The sequence below is a fragment of the Streptomyces sindenensis genome (genome assembly GCF_014649035.1).
In the GTDB taxonomy this organism is placed as follows: Bacteria; Actinomycetota; Actinomycetes; order Streptomycetales; family Streptomycetaceae; genus Streptomyces; species Streptomyces sindenensis.
In genome coordinates this window covers 213,632-231,662 of the sequence record NZ_BMSG01000001.1, presented here as the reverse complement: position 1 = coordinate 231,662, position 18,031 = coordinate 213,632, and the positions used below count along the sequence as shown (strand labels likewise).

Genomic DNA, 18,031 nt, shown 5'->3' with positions numbered 1-18,031 from the left:
CTGCCGCCGACCGCGGTCACACCATCAGCGGCACCGCGTGGATCTCGTCCGCCGTGTGGCCCGCGCGTTCGTGGATCCGCTGGACGGCGTCGGCGGAGGGGGCGGTGGACAGGCAGTAGACCGTGCCGGATTCCGGGTCCGCCCAGGCGCGTTCGAAGTGGACGCCCTCCTCCTTCTCGATCGCCGCGTCGGCCGCGTGCGCGTCCTTCAACTCCGCTGACGTGATGCCCTTCATGCCCCGGTGGACATCCATGTACATGCCCATGACTCGTACACCTCCGGATGTTCGGTTGTGCCCCTCTTCCATGCTGCACCCGATGCCGGGCGAGGGCGCGTCCTACCGCCCGCCCGTCCCGACCCGCAGCTCCGCCACCCCCGTCGGCTTCCGCGGGTCCTGCGAACGGACCGTGAGCCGGACCTTCCTGGCCGTGTCGCCCGCCAGGAACGGACGCCAGAACCGGCCGTCGAGGGAGGTTTCCAGCGTGTGGGAGGCCGGCGGTACGTCGCTCCAGCGCGGGTTCACCCCCGTGATCCGCAGGGGGCGCGGGCCCAGGTCCACCGTCAGGGAGCCCGCCGCGCCGTCGGGGGACCAGGACGTCGCCGGGCTCCCGTCCACCGCCGCCTCCGCGTACAGGCCCGGGGCCTCGGAGGTCGCCGTCACCGGGCGGCAGCGCGCCGCGTCGGCCGTCGGCGTCAGGTCCGGGCGGCGGGTGGGCAGGGTCAGCGTGGCGGCGAGGCGGCGCGGCCCCTGCGCCGTGTGCACCGTGAACGGGGTGCCCGAGGTCAGCCGGACCGTGGTGCTCCGGGGCCCGATCTCGACGTCGTACGCCGCGTCCCGGAACCGCAGGCCCTTCAGCGTGACGCCCTCGCCCAGCTGGGGCGGCAGCGTCGGGTCCAGGCGCACGCCGTCCTCGCGGAGCCGGAGCCCGGTCAGGCCGTGCGTGAACACCTGGAGGAAGCCGCCCTTGCCGGTCAGGAAGTCCTCGGCCGGGAAGCCGGACAGCGGGTCCTGCGAGCCCGCCTTGTCGCCGCGCGCCTCGGAGAACAGATCGTACGGACCCCGCAGATACGGCCGTACCGCACGCTGGAGGTAGGTGTACGCCGAGCAGCCCGGCTCACCGATCGCCGCCGCGTCGATCGCGTGCACCGAGTCCGTCATCGCCGGGCCGTCCGGGTCGGTGCGGGCCGCGTAGTAGTCCAGGGTGGCCGCCGCCGCGCCCGGCTCCATCGGCCACTCCAGGGGATACGTCAGCAGGACCGTGTCCGCCTGCTTGATCGTGGAGCCGTTGTAGCCCGCGTACTGGAGGAAGACCTTCTTCTCCGCGTCGTACGGGATACGGAGCCGGTCCGCGAGCCGGTTCCAGCCGGGGGGCGGGCTCTGGCCGAGGAGGCGGGCCGCGCGGGTAGCGTTGCGCAGGGCGGTGGCGGCGACCGCGTTGGTGAACACGCCGTCGTCGACGCCGTTGCTGTACTCGTCGGGCCCCGCGACGTCGTTGATGGAGTAGCTGCCGTCCGCGTTCGCCGTGGCGCGCGACCGCCAGAAGTCGGCGATGCCCTTCAGGAGCGGCCAGCCGCGTGCCGCCAGCCAGTCGCGGTCGCCGGTGGCGAGGTAGTACTGCCAGACGGCGAGCGACACATCGCCCTGGAGGTGGTTCTGGGTCAGGCAGTGCGGCGGGTCCACGCTGTGGCACTCGGAGTCCAGCCGGCCCCGGCTCGCGCTCGTCCACGGGTAGAACAACCCGTCGTGGCCCAGCTTCTCGGCGTTCCCCCGGGCCGCGCCACGGGTGCGGTAGCGGTACTCCACGACGGAGCGCGCCAGCTCCGGGCGGGTGGCGAGCAGCCCCGGGAACATCCACGTCTCGGCGTCCCAGAACACCAGGCCCGCGTAGTTGTCGCTGGTCAGACCGGCCGGGGCGATACTGTCCGCGGAGCCGCGCCGGGTGCTGGCCAGCAGCCCGTACTGGGCGGAGCGCAGCCGGCCCTGCAACTCGCGGTCGCCGGGGACCAGCACATCGGCGGACCAGTCCTCGCGCCACGCCGCCTCGTTCGCCGCGAACACCCGGTCCCAGCCGCGCCGGGCCGCCCGGTGCGCCGCCTCGCGAGCGTCCTCGGCGGGGGCGGCGGAGGTGAGGGCGGTGTCGACACCGACGTACTTCTCGAAGGTGTACGTCCGGCCCGCGCGGACCGGGGCCGGCCGGGGGGCCGTACCGGCGCGCAGCGTCTCGACCACACCCGAGCCGCGCCGCATCGCCTGCGCGATCGCCCCCTCGACGTGCGTGCCGAGCGTGCGGAACGTGCCGTTCTCGCGGAGGGTGATCCGGCGCGCGCCGCGTTCGTCGAGCCGGCCGGTGACGGTCGCGGTGCCGCTCCAGTGCGGGGTCATCCGCAGGCGTACGGCACCGGTGTGGACGTCCGAGCGATCGGCCAGGACCTCGTGGGTGACGTCGGTCGCGCGGCCGTCCGCGGTCGTCCACCGCAGCGAGGTGCGCACGAGGCCGCAGGAGAGGAAGAGGGTCTGCCGGTAGTGCGAGATCCGGCCCGCCGGGGTGGCGTCGCCCAGCGTCTCCCCGCCGACGCGGAGGCCGATGCCGGTCCAGCTGGGCAGCGCGGCGACCACCTCCCGCCCCTCGGCGACGGCCTTGTCCGCCGCGTACAGCCCGGAGACGAACGCGCCGTCGTAGCGGGGGGTGTAGAGCGGCCAGCCGGTCTTCTCCCCGGTGGACGCGTACCCGGCGCCGGTGGCCGGGACCCGGTGGCCGAGGTAGCCGTTGCCGACGTACGGGTCGTAGCCGTCGGCCTCCCCGAAGCGGGTGGAGGACGGGGCCCAGGCGGGGTCGGAGGCGTTCCCGCAGGCGGGGGGACGGCCGTCGGCGCCTTCCCCGGGGCCGGGGGAAGGCGCCGACGGCCGGTCCTGGCCGGCCGGGGTCGCGGGGCGGGGCCCGGCGGCCACGGCGACCGGCGGCAGCGGGGCGATCAGGGCGGCGACGACCAGGGGCGCGAGGGTGCGGGCAAGGACGCGGGGGAGGCTCACGGTACGACGGTAGGAAGGCGGCGGTGCGGTCGGCGGCCACGGCACGCGAAGCCCCCGGACCGCCCCCGCACGGGACGTCCGCCTGCCCGCCGGATGGAGCAGATCCGGCCACCGTCCCGCCGGGGGAACGCCCCCTACCCCGCCATCCCCGTCTTCAGCCCCGCCCCGCACAGCGGTACCACCACGCTGCCCCGTACCGCGTCGCCCCCGTCCCGGACCGCCGCCCAGCAGGCCACGCCCGTCGTCTCGACGTAGAGGCCGCGTGCCGCCAGATCCCGCTGGGCGTCGTGGATGTCGTCCTCGGTGACCGTCAGGAACGTGCCGCCCGAGGCCCGGACGGCCGCCAGGATCTGGCGGGCGCGCGGCGGGCGGGGGATCGCGATGCCCTCCGCGAGCGTGGGGGCGGCCGGCGTGGCCGGGTCGGCCGGGAGCAGGTCGTCCGCGCCCGCGTGGAAGGCGGCGGCCAGCGGAGAGACCGCCTCCGCCTGGACGGCGATCAGGCGGGGGCGGGTCTCGATCAGGCCCCTCGCGTGCAGTTCGGCGACGGCGAGGGCCGCGCCCAGCAGCAGGGTGCCGTTGCCGACCGGGACGGCCAGCGCGTCCGGCAGCCGGCCGCCGAGGTCCTCCCAGAGCTCGTACACGTACGTCTTCGTCCCGTGCAGGAAGTACGGGTTGAAGACGTGCGAGGCGTAGAAGACCCCCGGTTCGTCCGCCGCCGCGCGGGCCGCCAGCGCGGTCGCCTCCCGCCCGCCCGGGACGGCCACCAAGCGCGCGCCGTGGGCCCGGATCTGCTCGGTCTTCTGCGCCGGCGTGCCCTCGGGGACGTACACCGTGCACGGCAGTCCGGCCCGTGCGCAGTACGCCGCGACCGATGTGCCCGCGTTGCCCGTACTGTCCGCCACCACCCGGTCCGGGCCCAGCCGCCGGGCCAGTTCCGCGAGCATCACCGCGCCCCGGTCCTTGAAGGAGAGCGTCGGCATCAGGTAGTCGAGCTTCGCCGAGACGGTGTCCGTGAGCGGGACGAGAGGGGTGCGCCCCTCGCCCAGGGAGATCGTCGAGGTGTCGAGCGGGAGGAAATCCTTGTAACGCCACAAGGAATCGATCCGGTCGGCAAGCGCGTTCATCCCGCCGCCCCGCGCAGGGGTGAAGTCGAGATCCCAGGGCCCCCGGCAGACCGGACAACACCAGGTCAGAGCGGTGATCGCGGATCGCGTCCCATCCACTGGACAGTAATAGATCGCCATGTCCGCCAGCATGTCAGGCGTATGGCGGGTGAACGCCAGGCGCGGGGAAACACCTCAAGGCACCCTTGTGGGTTCGCCATGGATCGGTCAATCTTTCGCTGGCAGCAGGGCATGCCGCCGGCCGGACGACGCAGAACGTGGGGCGTTCCGATGGTTGATTTGTCATGCCCCTGTCGGGAGTCGGTCGTGTGACTCCTGCAGCACCCCCCACCAGAGCACCGCCTATGAGGAGGACCCCTCACATGTCAGTGACGCGTCAGACCCCCCAGGCCCGTCGAAGACTCGCCGCGGCGACCGTCATAGCCACCGCAGCCGCCGTCGCCCTCGCCACCGCCGCCCTTCCGGCGACCGCGGCCGAGCGCGCACCCGAAGGCGTCGTCCTGAACGCGGACGCTCCCGGCACCATCAGCGACAGCTACATCGTCACGCTGAAGGACTCGGCCGCGAAGTCGGACTCCGCCAAGGGCAAGGCCCTCGCGAAGAAGTACGGCGCGAGCATCGAGCGCACCTACCGCTCGGCCCTCAACGGCTACGCGGTCGAGGCCACCGCCGCGGAGGCGAAGAAGTTCGCCGCCGACCCGGCCGTCGCGTCCGTCTCGCAGAACCGCACCTTCACGGTCTCCGCCACCCAGACCAACCCGCCTTCCTGGGGGCTCGACCGGATCGACCAGCGGAACCTCCCGCTGGACCAGCGCTACACCTACCCCGACAAGGCCGGCGAGGGCGTCACCGCCTACGTCATCGACACCGGGGTGCGCATCAGCCACAACGACTTCGGCGGACGGGCCTTCAACGGCTACGACGCCATCGACAACGACAACGTCGCCCAGGACGGCCACGGCCACGGCACGCACGTGGCGGGCACCGTCGCGGGCACCGCCCACGGCGTCGCCAAGAAGGCGAAGATCGTCGGCGTCCGGGTGCTGAACAACCAGGGCTCCGGCACCACGGCACAGGTCGTCGCGGGCATCGACTGGGTGACGGCCAACGCCCAGAAGCCCGCCGTCGCCAACATGAGCCTCGGCGGTGGCGCGGACTCCGTCCTCGACGCGGCCGTGCAGCGGTCCATCGACTCGGGCATCACCTACGCCGTCGCGGCGGGCAACGAGTCGACCAACGCGAGCACGAAGTCCCCGGCGCGTGTCGCCGACGCCATCACGGTGGGCTCGACGACCAGCTCCGACGCCCGCTCCAGCTTCTCCAACTACGGCTCGGTCGTGGACATCTTCGCGCCGGGTTCGTCGATCACCTCGACGTGGAACTCCAGCGACAGCGCCACGAACACCATCTCCGGCACGTCGATGGCCAGCCCGCACGTCGCCGGCGCCGCCGCCATCTACCTCGCCGACAACCCGGGCTCGACCCCCGCCCAGGTCTCCGCCGGGCTCGTCGCGGCCGCCACCACCGGCGTCGTCGGCAACCCGGGCAGCGGATCGCCGAACCGACTGCTGCACGTGGGCTCGGGCGGCACCACCCCGCCGCCCGGTGACCGGTTCGAGAACACCACCGGCTACGCGATCAACGACAACGCCACGGTCGAGTCCCCGGTCACCGTCACCGGGATCTCGGGCAACGCCCCGTCCGCGCTCCAGGTCCCGGTCAACATCTCCCACACCTACATCGGTGACCTGAAGATCGACCTGGTCGCGCCCGACGGCTCGGTCTACAACCTGAAGGCGTACGGCTCGGGCGGCAGCAGCGACAACGTGGTCACCACGTACACGGTCAACGCCTCCTCCGAGGTCGCCAACGGCACCTGGAAGCTGCGGGTCAGCGACAACTGGACGTACGACACGGGCCGGATCAACAGCTGGGCGCTCCAGTTCTGATCCCGCCCCGGCGGTGAACCACCGCACCGTGTGGGACAGCGTGAGAAGGGCCGGGACGGTCGCGTCGTGCGACCGTCCCGGCCCCTTCGCCCGTCCGGCGACGGGATCCGTGCCGTCAGCGGCGGTTGAGCGCGCGGTCCACCGCGGTGACCAGCTCCGCGTCCTCCGTGTCGCCGTCCAGCGACCAGAACATCGCCCCGCCGAGCCCCTTGTCACGGACGTACGCGGCCTTGGTGCGCAGCACCTGCGGGTCGTCGTACGTCCACAGCGTCGTGCCGTCGAACAGCCACGCGTGGCCGTTCCTCACATCGCGGTGGATCTCGTACGTCCCCGAAGCGGCCAGCTTCTTGAGGACCTTGTAGTCCTCGTAGCCCGCCGCCCAGGTGGCCGGGGCCGGGGCCGTCGCCGGCTGCCCCAGGCCCGTACCGCCGCCGGTCACACCGGTCCAGCCCTGGCCGTACGTCGGCATGCCCACCACGATCTTGTGCTTGGGCGCACCGCGGCGCACCCAGTCCCGCACGGTCCGGTCGACGCTGAAGTCGTTCCGCGCGTACAGGGCGGACTGCTGGGCCGTCTTCTTCTCGCCCGAGACGTGGTAGTCGTAGCCCTGGATGTTGACGAAGTCGAAGTCCTTCATGAGGCGCCGCACGTCGAAGCCCGCGTCGATGGCCTTCGGGTTGGCCGGAACGTACGCCGACAGGTCGTAGTGCTTGGGCTTCGGCTTGTGGTGCCCGTGGCCGTGGCCCTTGCCCCTCTTCCTCTCGGCCTTCGCCTCGCTCTTCGCGTGGGCGTCGAGCTGGGTGCGGAACTCGTGGATCAGGGCGGTGAAGTTCTTCTTGTCCTCCGGGCGGAAGACGGTGCCCTCGTTGGCCGGCGAGCCGGGCCACTCCCAGTCGACGTCGATGCCGTCGAAGAGGCCGGCCGCCGCGCCGTCGCCGCCGCGTGCGCCGTCCTGGGGGAGGTTGCCCTTGATGTACAGGTCGATGCAGGAGGCGACGAGCGCCTTGCGGGAGGCCGCGGTGCGGACCGCGTCGGAGAAGTGGGTGGACCAGCTCCAGCCGCCCAGCGAGATCATGACCTTGAGACCGGGGTGCTTGGCCTTCAGCTCGCGCAGCTGGTTGAAGTTGCCCGCGAGCGGCTGGGTGTCGGTGTCGGCGACGCCGTCCACCGATCCCGCCGCGTCGAGCGGACGGGCGTAGTCGGCCCAGGCGTCGGCCTGGCCGGGGATGTTGCCGGTGAAGCACCTGCCCTCGGCGCTGACGTTGCCGAAGGCGTAGTTGATGTGGGTCAGCCTGGCAGCGGCCCCGCTGGTGTCCAGGTCCTTGACCTGGAAGTCGCGTCCGTAGACGCCCCACTGGGTGAAGTAGCCGATGTTCTTGTACGCGGGGCGGTGGTGGCCCTTGCCGCGGTCGCCGCGGTCGGTCCGGTCGTGGCCGGTACCGGCCGTGGCCGCGGGCGCGGCACCCGCCAGCAGGGCCAGGGCGACGCCGGCGATGGTCATTCGGGACAGGTTTCTTCGACGCATGGGGCTCGTTCCTGTGCGGAAGGGGCGGGGGAGAGCCGTGCTGTGCACAGGGAAGGTATTGGTCTGGACCAAAAATGGTCAAGAGTCCCGGAGTTGCCGGACTTCGCGGACGCGTGGACGGGGAGGGCGGGGGCAGGGATGTGGGGGGTGGAGGTATGCATGGACCGCCGCAAGATCATCACATTGAGTGAAACTCTGGCCCATGCTTGCGGTATACAACCCACGGTTGCCAGGCTGTCGCAGACTGTCAACCCGTTGGGAGTGGCCTGTGACTTTCGGTGAGCAGCCCGCCTATCTGCGCGTGGCGAGCGATCTCAGGGAGAAGATCGTCAACGGCGCGCTGCCGCCTCGTACCCGTCTGCCCTCGCAGGCCCGCATCCGTGAGGAGTACGGGGTCTCGGACACCGTCGCCCTGGAGGCGCGGAAGGTCCTGATGGCGGAGGGGCTGGTCGAGGGGCGCTCGGGCTCCGGCACCTATGTGCGCGAGCGCCCCGTGCCCCGCATGATCGCCCGCTCCGGCTACCGGCCGGACAAGGGGGCCAGCCCGTTCCGGCAGGAGCAGACGGCCGAGGGGGCGCGCGGGACCTGGGAGTCCAGCAGCGAGCAGGAGGCGGCGGGCCCCGAGATCGCCGAGCGGCTGGGCATCGAGCCGGGCGACCGCGTGATGCGCACGCACTACGTCTTCCGGGAGGCGGGCGAGCCGATCATGCTCTCCACCTCCTGGGAGCCGCTCGCCGTCACGGGCCGCACGCCCGTGATGCTGCCGGAGGAGGGCCCGTTGGGCGGCTGCGGGGTGGTCGACCGGATGGCCGCGATCGACATCGTCGTGGACAACGTCGCCGAGGAGGTCGGTGCGCGCCCGGGGCTGGCGGAGGAGCTCCTGGCGCTCGGCGGTGTGCCCGGCCATGTGGTCATCGTCATCGGGCGCACCTACTACGCGTCCGGCCGGGCCGTGGAGACGGCTGACGTGGTCGTCCCGGCGGACCGGTACCGGATCGCGTACCACCTGCCGGTGAGATGACATGAGGTGACGCCGCGTCGGGCGTGACATCAGGGGGCGCATTCCGATGGATGCGCCCCCTTTGTGATGGCCGGATGTGTATCTCTTTGTGCAAAGACGCCTGCACTGAGTGAAGGTCAGGCGTACGCTCGGGCATATGCGTACTGCGGTTTCCTGGGGATCCTTAGAGACGTGCACGCCGGCGGGGAGAGGGGCGATATGCGGGGGAGCGACACGATGAGTGAGAGCGGCGCCGCGCTCCCGTGGCAGGTGATACGGCAGGACGACGGCGGCAACCGCTACCGGGTGGGCCGGTATGCCACGCAGGCGGAGGCCCAGAAGGTCGCCGACGGCCTCGACGACCGCCATCACCACCAGCTCTACCGGGTGGAGCGCGTGGGCCAGGGAGCCGGTTCCTGACGGACGGCCCCGGGGGCCCGAGGGGCGGCTGTCGTGCTGCCCGGGGGGCACGGGCTTTCCGGCCCTTCAGGGCGGCGCGTACGCCCCCGGCTCCCCCCGCTCGCATTCCGCGTGCCGACGCCCCGGACGGTAGGGTCCGGCCCGACCGGGGTGCGGCAGCCCCCGGCGGAACGGCGCCGCGAGCGGGGCGGAGTGATGACGGAGTGGTGACCAGGTGACGTCGGTGCTGATCGACACGGTGGCGTGGGTGCGGATCGAGGGCGGCAGGATCCTCTGCGCACGGCCCCGGGGCAAGGACGTCTTCTACATCCCGGGCGGCAAGCGCGAGGGCACGGAGACCGATCTGCAGACCCTCCTGCGGGAGATCGAGGAGGAGTTGACGGTCGGACTGATCCGGGAGACCGTCGTCCACGCCGGGACCTACGAGGCCCCCGTCGACGACCGGCCCGGCGCCGCCGTCGTGCGGATGAGCTGCTATTACGGCGACTACCGCGGCACGCTCGCCGCGAGCAGCGAGATCGAGGAGATGGCGTGGTTCTCCTTCGCCGACCGGGCCCTCGTGCCGCCCGTGGACCGGTTGCTCTTCGACGACCTGAGGGTGACGGGCGCGTTGAGCTGACCCGCTGACCCGCTGACCCGCTGACCCGCCGACCCGTGACGGGCGTGGGGCGTACGGCCGTCTGTAGCAAACACCCGGTTGCGCGGTAGCGGGCAATCAATGGTGGGTATGGGCTGTTTAGTCCCCATTTGCACAGGGGGTGCGCCCGCGGTCGTCCCTGGGAAGTGATCGGCGTGATCGATACCGAAGGCGACTGCGCCGAGTGGACCTTCGCGGCCGAACCCGGTTCCGTGCGCGGCGCCCGGCACGCCGTCCGGGGAGCGCTGGGTTCCTGGGGGCTCGACGCGGCGGTGGGCGACCTGGCGGTCCTGCTCGTCAGCGAGCTGGTGACCAACTCCCTCCGCTACGCCTCCGGCCCCATCGGCGTACGCCTGGCCCGTACGTACCCCGACGGGGGCCCTCCGCCCGCCGACCACCCGCCCGCCACCCCGGGACTGCTGGTGGAAGTCTCCGATCCGCTTCCGGATCCACCCACCGAACGCACTGCGGGACCCGACGACGAAGGCGGTCGTGGACTCCAGCTCGTGGCCTGTTCCGCACGCCGCTGGGGGACCCGTCGCGGAAAGAGCGGCAAGACCGTGTGGTTCGAGCTGGCTCTCCCTGGTTAGGAGAGTGGAGGGAAGCACAGCGATCACCAGAGGTCGGGCAGAACCTGGCTGAAAGGGACTGAGACCTTGCTGTGATCGTGAACGCCGTGTCGGTCGGGGCCGTAGTGCTGAATACTGCGGGCAGGACCGGTCCGGTGTGTGAGCTGGAGGGGACGGTCGCGTGAGCGAAATACCTGGGACGACGGGCGACGCCGTCGGGACGGCCGGTGACGTCGTGTGGCAGAACAGCCCGCCCGGCTCGATCTACGACTACATCAGGGTGGCCTCTTTCTCGATCGGCCCCGACGGTCTGATCGAGCAGTGGAGCAGCCGGGCCGCAGCGCTGTTCGGCATGGCCTCGACCGAGGCGATCGGCCGCGACCCGGTGGAGGCCTTCATGCCCGCCGAGCTGCGCTCGGACGGCCACCGGCGGGTCGGCGAGATCCTCGACGGCAAGGAGTGGACGGGCCTCGTCCCGTTCCGGATGCCGGGCGAGGGCGGGGCGCACGGCGTCGCCGAGGTCTATGTGATGCCGAGTCTGACGGGGCAGGGCGAGCGGGCCGCGCTCTGTATCGTCGTCGACGTCCGGGCCCTGCGGCGCATCGAGACCGACCTCGCCGCGTCACAAGCCATATTCGGCCAATCTCCCTTCGGCTTCGTGCTGTTCGGCACCGACTTCGCGGTCGTCCGGGCCAACCAGCGCTTCGCCACGGTCTTCGGCGGCGCGGCCGAGGACCACCGGGGCCGCACGGTCGACGACTACCTCCCGCGGGCCGAGGCCGACCGGCTGTCCGCCACTCTGAAACGGGTCCTGGAGACCGGGGAGTCGGTCACCGACCTCCAGCTCGTCGGCACCGCCCCGGGCACCACCGAGCGCCGCCACTGGTCCATGAACCTCTACCGGGTGCACAGCGGGGCCGGCCGCCCCGTCGGCATCGCCGGCCTCGCCACCGACGTCACCCGTCGGCACATCGCCGCCCGGGAGGCCGCCAGCGCCCGCCGCAACCTCGCCCTGCTCAACGAGGCCAGCGCCCGCATCGGCAATTCCCTGGACCTGGAGACCACCGCCCGCGAACTCCTCGACGTGGCCGTGCCCGGCTTCTGCGACCTCGCCTCGGTCGACCTCTACCAGGGCCTCCTCACCGGTGAGGAGGCCGCGCCCGGCAGTTGGGCCCCCGCCCACCGCGAGTCCGCCGGAGGCTCGGCCGAGCTGCGCCGGGTGGCCCACGCCAGCGCGGTCGCCGACGCCCTGCCCACCGCCGTGGCGGGCAGCGGGGCCCCGGGCCCCGACGACGTGCCGCCCGCCCTCGGCTCCGTCCACCGCTTCCCGTTCGGCTCGCCCTGCGCCGTGGCCCTGCGCTCCGGCCGGGTCGAGGACGTCCCCGGCGACGAGATGGGCTTCGTCCAGTCGACGCTCGCCGTGCCGATGGTCGCCCACGACACCGTCGTCGGCCTCGTCCAGTTCTCCCGGACGAAGGGCAGCGAGCCGTTCGGCGAGCGCGACCGGGCGCTCGCCACCGAACTGGCCGCCCGAGCCGCCGTCTGCATCGACAACGGCCGCCTCTACCGCCGCGAGCACGAACGCGCCCTGATCCTCCAGCGCAGCCTGCTGCCCCCCGGCGACCCCGAGGCCGCCGGACTCGACATCGCCTGCCGCTATCTGCCCGGCAACACCGCCACCGAGGTCGGCGGCGACTGGTTCGACGTGATCGAGCTGCCCGGCCACCGCACCGCCCTCGTCGTCGGCGACGTCATGGGCCGCGGCCTGCGCGCCGCCGTCGCCATGGGCGAACTGCGCACCGCCGTGCGGACCCTGGCCCTCCTCGACCTGGAACCCGCCGAAGTGCTCTCCGCCCTCGACGAGGTCGCCCGCGGCCTCGGCTCCCCGGGCGGCGGCGAGCGCAGCGAGGGGCTCGGCGGCAGCGGCGGAGCGCAGTGGCCCTCGCGCGCCGCGCAGAAGTCCCGCGAGGCGGACCTCTCGGAGGTGTACCTCGCGACCTGCGTGTACGCGGTCTACGACCCGGTCACCCGGCGCTGTACGTTCGCCAACGCCGGGCACATGCCCCCGGCCGTCGTCGAACCCGGCCGGCCCGCCCGGCTCATCGACGTACCCCCGGGGATGCCGCTGGGCGTCGGCGGCGAGCCGTTCGAGGAGGTCGAGGTCGAGCTCGCCGAGAACGCCCTCCTCACCCTCTACACCGACGGCCTGGTCGAGTCCCGGGACCAGCCGCTGGACGAGGGCCTCCAGGCGCTGCGGTCCGTGCTCACCGGCCCGCAGATGGAGCTGGAGGACGCCTGTGACTTCGTCCTCTCCACCCTCGACACCCGGCACGGCGAGGACGACATCGCCCTGCTGATGGCCCGTATCCAAGGGCTGCCCGCGGAGGCGGTGGGGGACTGGACGCTGCCCCGCGAACCCCGCTCGGTGGGCCGCGCGCGGGAGCTGGCCCGCACCCGACTGCTCGCCTGGGACCTCGACGACCTGGTCGACACCACCGAACTCCTCGTCAGCGAGCTGGTCACCAACGCCCTGCGCTACGGCGAGGGCGAGATCCGGCTCCGGCTGCTGCGCGACCGCACGCTGGTCTGCGAGGTCTGGGACGCCGGCCTCGTCCAGCCGCGCCGCCGCCGCGCCCGCGACACCGACGAGGGCGGCCGCGGGCTCCAGCTGGTCGGCCTGCTCAGCGCCGCCTGGGGTTCGCGCCGGACCCCGCGCGGCAAGACCGTCTGGTTCGAACTGGCCCTGCCGGACGGGGAACCGGCCGCCGAACTCTCCGTGGAGCAGCTGCTGAGCATGTACTGACCCGGTACGCGCGTTACGCGGAACCGGCCTTCAGAGCCGCCAGCCGGGCCTCCACCTCCGCGCTGTCGCCGAGGCTGTCCAGTTGCTCGAACTGGGCGTCCAGCGAGGAGGCGGCCAGCTCCTGCTTGCCCAGGGCCTTCGCCTCCTCGCGCCGCACCTTCTCCTCGAAGCGGCTCAGCTCGCTCGTCGGATCGAGGACGTCGATGTCCTTCACGGCGTCCATCATCCGGTTCTGCGCCTGGGCGGACTGCGCACGCGCGACCAGCTCGTCGCGCTTGGCCCTGAGTTCGGAGAGCTTGGCCTTCATCCGGTCCAGCCCCGCCTTCAGCTTGTCCACGACCTCCGTCTGCGAGGCGATCGTGGGCTCCGCCGTCTTCGCCTCCTGCTCGGACCGGAGCTGACGGCCCAGCGCCACCTTCGCCAGGTTGTCGAACGTGTCGGCCTCCGCCACCGACCCGGCCCCGCGCAGCTCGTCGGCCTTCCGGCTGGCCGCCAGCGCCTTGCCGCCCCACTCGGCCGCCGCCTCCACGTCCTCCTGGTGGTCCTGCTCCATCAGCCGGAGGTTGCCGATGGTGGCCGCGACCGCCTGCTCGGCCTCCGCGATGTTGTTCGTGTAGTCCCGGATCAGCTGGTCCAGCATCTTCTGGGGGTCCTCGGCCTGATCGAGGAGGGCGTTGATGTTGGCCTTCGCCAGCTGTGTGACACGGCCGAGGACGGTCTGCTTGGTCATGGGACGGCTCCTTGGAAGTCGGGACGGTTCACGCTGTGGTCCTGCTCTGCCGGTCGTTTCAGAAGCGGCCGCCACCGCCCCGCCGCCCCCGGGTTCCGCCGCCGCCCCGCCGCCCCCTGGTTCTGCCGCCGCCGAAGCTGCCCGGTCCGCCCCCGAAGCCACCGGACCGGCCGCCGCCGAACCCTCCGCCGAAGCCGCCGCCCATGCCCCCGCCCATGCCCCCGCCCCGGCCGCCGCCCCCGAAGAGGCCGCCGAGGATGATGCCGCCGAGCACCGCCCCGCCCGTGCCGCCGGGGCCCTGCCGGGAGCGGAAGCCGCGTACGTCCTGTTCGGCCAGGGCCATCGCCTGCCCGGCCAGCGCGTCCGCCTGCCGCGCCTCGGCCAGCGCCCCCCGCGCGTCCGTGGCCGACAGCTCCCGGGCCCGCTCCCACCGCCGCTGCGCCTCGGCCAGCCGGGTACGGGCCTGGCTGCCGACCGCACCCCGGTTGGTCGTGACGTAGTCGGCCGCCGCCCCGATCGCGGACCGGGCGGTGAGCATCGCTTGATCGAGGAGGGAGCGGGCCTTCGCCGTGCCGCGCTCCTGGTCCCGGGCCCCCGCCAGCGCCTCGTCCAGGGCCGCGTCCGCCTCCTCCACCCGGCGCAGCGCGTCGATCGGGTCGTACGGTCCCGCCGCCATCGCGCCCCGGACATCGGCGCGTACGGCCTCGGCGCGGGCGACCCGGCCGCGCAGATCGGCGGTCGAGGCCCCCTCGGCGGTCCCTTCGAGCAGCCCGCCCGCGTCCGCGAGGTCGGTCTCCGTCTCGGTCAGCGCGGCGGGCAGCCTCCGTGCGGCCTCGCCCAGCTCCGCCGCCCGCCGGTCCACCGAGTCCAGCAGTGTGCCGGCCTGGCCCACCGCGCCCTCGGCCGCCCGGATGTACACCGCGGCCCGGGAGTTCTCGCCGCCCTCGACCGCCGTACGGGCCTCGCCCACGGCCGAGCCCGCGAAGACGAGCCGGTCCTCGGCCTGCTCGACGTCGGCCGCGACGGGGGCGGCGGCGCCCTCCCCGTACCGCTCGCGCAGCCCGGCGACACCCGACTCGGCCGCCGCGACCCGCCCGGCGAGCTCGCGGTGGGTGGCGTCCACGGCGGCCAGGGCCTGCGGAGCGGTACGTTCCAGAGCGCGCAGCCGGTCGAAGTCCTCCGAGACGGTGTCGAGCCCGTCGTTCGCGGACGCGCACCGGCGCAGGATCTCGTCCAGCATCCGGCGGCGGGTCGCGTCGTCCTCCGGGAAGGCGTCGTCGAGCTGCTGGCGCAACCGGAACGACTGCGTCAGCTCGTCCTTCGCCCGCGCGACCGCCGCCGTGAACGGCTTCGCGGCCTCCTCGCCGAACTGAGCGGTGGCGAAACCGAGTTCCTCCTCGCTCGTGCGCACCGCGTCGTCCGTGTCCACCAGCACCTGCTTCGCCTGCGCGTCCAGCTCCGGCAGCGGCGTCGGCGGCTCCGGCGCACCGCCCGCCCCCACGCCCCGGCCCCAGCCGGTGGCCGCCGGGGTGGTGCGCGTCGTCGTGCGCCGTCTGCGCCGGGCGTACGCGTAGACGCCGACCGCGCCCACGCCCGCGACGACGGCCACGGGAAGGATGAAGTCGCGGGCACCGGTGGAGTCGGAGCCGCCCGCGCCGGGGTCGGCGGGCCCCGGGGTGATGGCGGGGGCGGTCACAGGGCGCCCGGCCAGCACGGAGGCGTAGCCGTCGGCCGCGCCGATCGCCGCCCCCGCCCAGTCGTTCTCCCGGAGCGCGGGCTCGATCGCGGTACCCGCCACAGCCCGCAGCTGGTCATCGGTGAGCCGGGAGTCCACATCGACGGAGTAGGCGTACTGCCGGTCGTGCGTGGCGACGGAGAGCAGCACGTCGTCCTGGCCCAGCCCGTTGCGGTCGGCGGTCTCGTCGCTCCAGGTCTGTCCGGACCGGCCGGAGAAGTCACGTACGTACACCACGAAGAGCTGGACGCGCTGCTCGTCGTACAACCGGTTGAGGGCGTCCTCCACCTGCCCCGCCCGGTCGCCCAGGGCGCCGACCCGGTCGGTGATCTGCCCGTCCCGGGAGAGCTCGACGGGGTCGTCGGCGCGCGCGGGCACGGCGGCGGGGAGCACCAGCCAGCCCACGGCGAGCAGCGCACAGGCCAGGGCGGCGAGCGGCGCGGCGAACCGGCCGGTGATCCGTGGCGATCGAGGAGACGTCACCTTCGCGAGGTTATGTATGGATTTCCCCACCCGCGACCCGGCAATGCGGGTGCTTCTCCACCTCCGCGATGCGGCGATCCGGGTGCTTCTCCACCTCTGCGATGCGGCGATCCGGGTGCTTCTCCACCCCTACGACCCGGCGATCGGGGTGCTTCTCCACCCCGGCGACCCGGCGATCCGGCCGACCGAGCCCACCGCGATCAGGCGAACCGAGCCCGCCGTCCGCCGGAGCGTCGCACCGGCCCGCATCCGCTGTTCGCATGAAAGGGCGCGGGAAAGCGGTCGGCCCACGCGTGTGCGGAGAGACGAAAGGCCGCCGCCCGTCGTCAGATGGGGCGGACGCGGCGCGCCCCGGGCCCCGGCGCCGGAGGCCGACGGCGCGGGCGCCGGTCAGGGGCCCGGCCCCGGGAGAGGCCCCAAGTCCGGAGGTGACGAGTGACTGGCCTTCAGCTGTCGGTCGTCGTGCCGTGCTTCGACGAGGCCGAGGTCATCGAGTCCTTCCACACCACGCTGCTCGGCGTCCTGGACCCCCTCGGGGCAAGCTTCGAGATCTGTTACGTCGACGACGGCAGCCGGGACCGCACCCGCCCGCTGCTGAACGCCATCGCCGCCCGTGACCCGCGCGTCCACTACACCGCCTTCAGCCGCAATTTCGGCAAGGAGGCCGCCATGCTCGCGGGCCTGCGCATGTCGCGCGGGGCGGCCGTGGTCATCATGGACGCCGACCTCCAGCACCCGCCCGAGCTGATCCCCCGCATGCTGGAACTGCACCGGCACGGCTACGACCAGGTCATCCCGCGCCGCGACCGCACGGGCGAGGGCATGATCCGCAGCACCCTCAGCCACACCTACTACGCGCTGGTCCGCCGCTGCATGGACGTGGAGCTGATCGACGGCTCGGGCGACTTCCGGCTGCTGTCGCGGCGGGCGGTGGAGAGCGTGCTGTCCCTCCCCGAGAGCAACCGCTTCTCCAAGGGGATCTTCTCCTGGGTCGGCTTCGACACGGTCACCTTCCGCTACCGCAACAGCGAACGGGTGGCGGGCCGGTCGAAGTGGGGCAGCAAGCGGCTGCTGAACTACGGCATCGACGGACTGCTCTCCTTCAACAACCGGCCGCTGCGCCTCGCGATCTACACCGGCTTCTGGGTCTTCGTCTCGGCGCTGGTCTACGCCCTGTGGACCGTCGTGCGCGTCGTCCTGCACGGCGTGGACACCCCCGGTTACGCCACCCTGCTCACCGCCGTCGTCGCCCTCAGCGGTATCCAGCTGGTGACGCTCGGGGTGATCGGGGAGTACGTGGGCCGCATCTACCACGAGGCGAAGCATCGCCCGCCGTACGTCGTACGGGAGACCGACGCGACCTGCCGGGCGGTGTTGCCGGAGGGCCCACGGCCGCTCCCGCGCCTGCCCGGGGGAGGACCGGTCGAAGCCGTCGCGGGCTCCGTCACCAGCTCCGGCTCCGTCACCAGCTCCGGCTCCGGCTCCGTCACCGGCTCTGCCACCGCCTCCGCCGCCCCGTGCACCGGCACGGCCACGGCGACCGGGGCCCCGGGCCGGTCCCGTACCGTCCGTCAGTTCGGCAGCTTCGTCCTCATCGGCTGCGTGAACACCGCCGTCTACCTCGGCGTCTACGCCTCCCTCAACCGCTGGATCCCCTATCTGACCGCCCACGTCATCGGCTACGTGGTCAGCATCGTGTGCTCGTTCCTGCTCAACTCCTACGTCACCTGCCGGACGCGGCCGACCTGGCACGCGTTCGTCCGCTTTCCCCTCTCCAGCCTGGTCAACCTGGTGGCGTCCGGCGCGCTCCTCTACGGGGCGGTCAGCGGCCTCGGGATGGACAAGAACCTCGCCGCGCTGGCGGCCGGCGTGATCGTCACCCCCGTCTCGTTCCTGCTGGCGCGGTGGGCGATCACCTCGGGCCAGGCCAGGGCCGCCACGGCGGAGCCGCACCCCGGACCGCTGCCCGGCCGCGCGGTGCCCGAACCGCTGCCCACCCGCTCGTCCCGGAAGGGGTGACGGCCG

13 protein-coding genes are annotated in these 18,031 nt (G+C 73.0%); 7 read left to right on the top strand and 6 right to left on the bottom strand.

All coding sequences use genetic code 11. The features are described from left to right. Window positions 1–16: 16 nt before the first annotated feature. The 3 genes from IE145_RS01025 to IE145_RS01015 all read right to left on the bottom strand — a co-directional run bounded on the left by IE145_RS01025 (window position 17) and on the right by IE145_RS01015 (window position 4,275). Complete coding sequence (locus tag IE145_RS01025; protein WP_189517919.1) at window positions 17–265, bottom strand: SCO4226 family nickel-binding protein; 249 nt, start codon at window positions 263–265, stop codon at window positions 17–19. Window positions 266–337: 72 nt separating this feature from the next. Further along, the gene (locus tag IE145_RS01020; RefSeq protein WP_189517917.1) at window positions 338–3,031 is read right to left on the bottom strand and encodes a glycosyl hydrolase family 65 domain-containing protein; all 2,694 of its coding nucleotides are present in this window, start codon (window positions 3,029–3,031) and stop codon (window positions 338–340) included. Between the two features lie 134 nt (window positions 3,032–3,165). Continuing rightward, entirely contained in the window at window positions 3,166–4,275 is a 1,110-nt protein-coding gene (locus IE145_RS01015; protein WP_373296554.1) for a threonine synthase, read from the bottom strand. A 242-nt stretch (window positions 4,276–4,517) separates the two neighbouring features. Here IE145_RS01015 and IE145_RS01010 point away from each other — a divergent pair, with 242 nt between their 5' ends. Beyond that, the gene (locus tag IE145_RS01010) at window positions 4,518–6,104 is read left to right on the top strand and encodes a S8 family peptidase (RefSeq protein WP_229825164.1); all 1,587 of its coding nucleotides are present in this window, start codon (window positions 4,518–4,520) and stop codon (window positions 6,102–6,104) included. 115 nt (window positions 6,105–6,219) lie between these two features. Here the strand turns inward: IE145_RS01010 and IE145_RS01005 are convergent, their stop codons facing one another. Further along, window positions 6,220–7,629, bottom strand: a complete 1,410-nt coding sequence (locus IE145_RS01005; protein WP_189517913.1) for a glycoside hydrolase family 18 protein — start codon at window positions 7,627–7,629, stop codon at window positions 6,220–6,222. 268 nt (window positions 7,630–7,897) lie between these two features. Here IE145_RS01005 and IE145_RS01000 point away from each other — a divergent pair, with 268 nt between their 5' ends. The 5 genes from IE145_RS01000 (at window position 7,898) to IE145_RS00980 (ending at window position 13,058) form a co-directional block, all read left to right on the top strand. Beyond that, on the top strand, window positions 7,898–8,650 hold the full coding sequence (locus IE145_RS01000) for a GntR family transcriptional regulator (RefSeq protein WP_189517912.1): 753 nt from the start codon (window positions 7,898–7,900) through the stop codon (window positions 8,648–8,650). A 198-nt stretch (window positions 8,651–8,848) separates the two neighbouring features. Then, window positions 8,849–9,049: an SPOR domain-containing protein gene (locus IE145_RS00995; protein ID WP_189517910.1), complete on the top strand. Its 201-nt coding sequence runs from the start codon at window positions 8,849–8,851 to the stop codon at window positions 9,047–9,049. Window positions 9,050–9,263: 214 nt separating this feature from the next. After that, entirely contained in the window at window positions 9,264–9,668 is a 405-nt protein-coding gene (locus tag IE145_RS00990) for an NUDIX hydrolase (protein ID WP_189517908.1), read from the top strand. 164 nt (window positions 9,669–9,832) lie between these two features. Beyond that, a complete protein-coding gene (locus tag IE145_RS00985; RefSeq protein ID WP_189517906.1) occupies window positions 9,833–10,276 on the top strand; it encodes an ATP-binding protein in 444 nt (147 codons plus the stop codon). A 214-nt stretch (window positions 10,277–10,490) separates the two neighbouring features. Next, window positions 10,491–13,058 carry a SpoIIE family protein phosphatase gene (locus tag IE145_RS00980; protein WP_189518574.1) on the top strand — a complete coding sequence of 856 codons (2,568 nt, stop codon included), beginning with the start codon at window positions 10,491–10,493 and terminating at the stop codon, window positions 13,056–13,058. 13 nt (window positions 13,059–13,071) lie between these two features. On the opposite strand, the gene IE145_RS00975 is transcribed toward IE145_RS00980, so the two are convergent. Together IE145_RS00975 and IE145_RS00970 are read right to left on the bottom strand one after the other, a co-directional pair. Further along, window positions 13,072–13,788 carry a PspA/IM30 family protein gene (locus IE145_RS00975; protein WP_189517905.1) on the bottom strand — a complete coding sequence of 239 codons (717 nt, stop codon included), beginning with the start codon at window positions 13,786–13,788 and terminating at the stop codon, window positions 13,072–13,074. 58 nt (window positions 13,789–13,846) lie between these two features. Continuing rightward, window positions 13,847–15,949, bottom strand: a complete 2,103-nt coding sequence (locus IE145_RS00970) for a TPM domain-containing protein (RefSeq protein ID WP_189518572.1) — start codon at window positions 15,947–15,949, stop codon at window positions 13,847–13,849. 492 nt (window positions 15,950–16,441) lie between these two features. On the opposite strand from IE145_RS00970, the gene IE145_RS00965 reads away from it, so the two are divergent. Then, window positions 16,442–18,025 carry a glycosyltransferase gene (locus tag IE145_RS00965; protein ID WP_189517903.1) on the top strand — a complete coding sequence of 528 codons (1,584 nt, stop codon included), beginning with the start codon at window positions 16,442–16,444 and terminating at the stop codon, window positions 18,023–18,025. Window positions 18,026–18,031 lie beyond the last annotated feature (6 nt).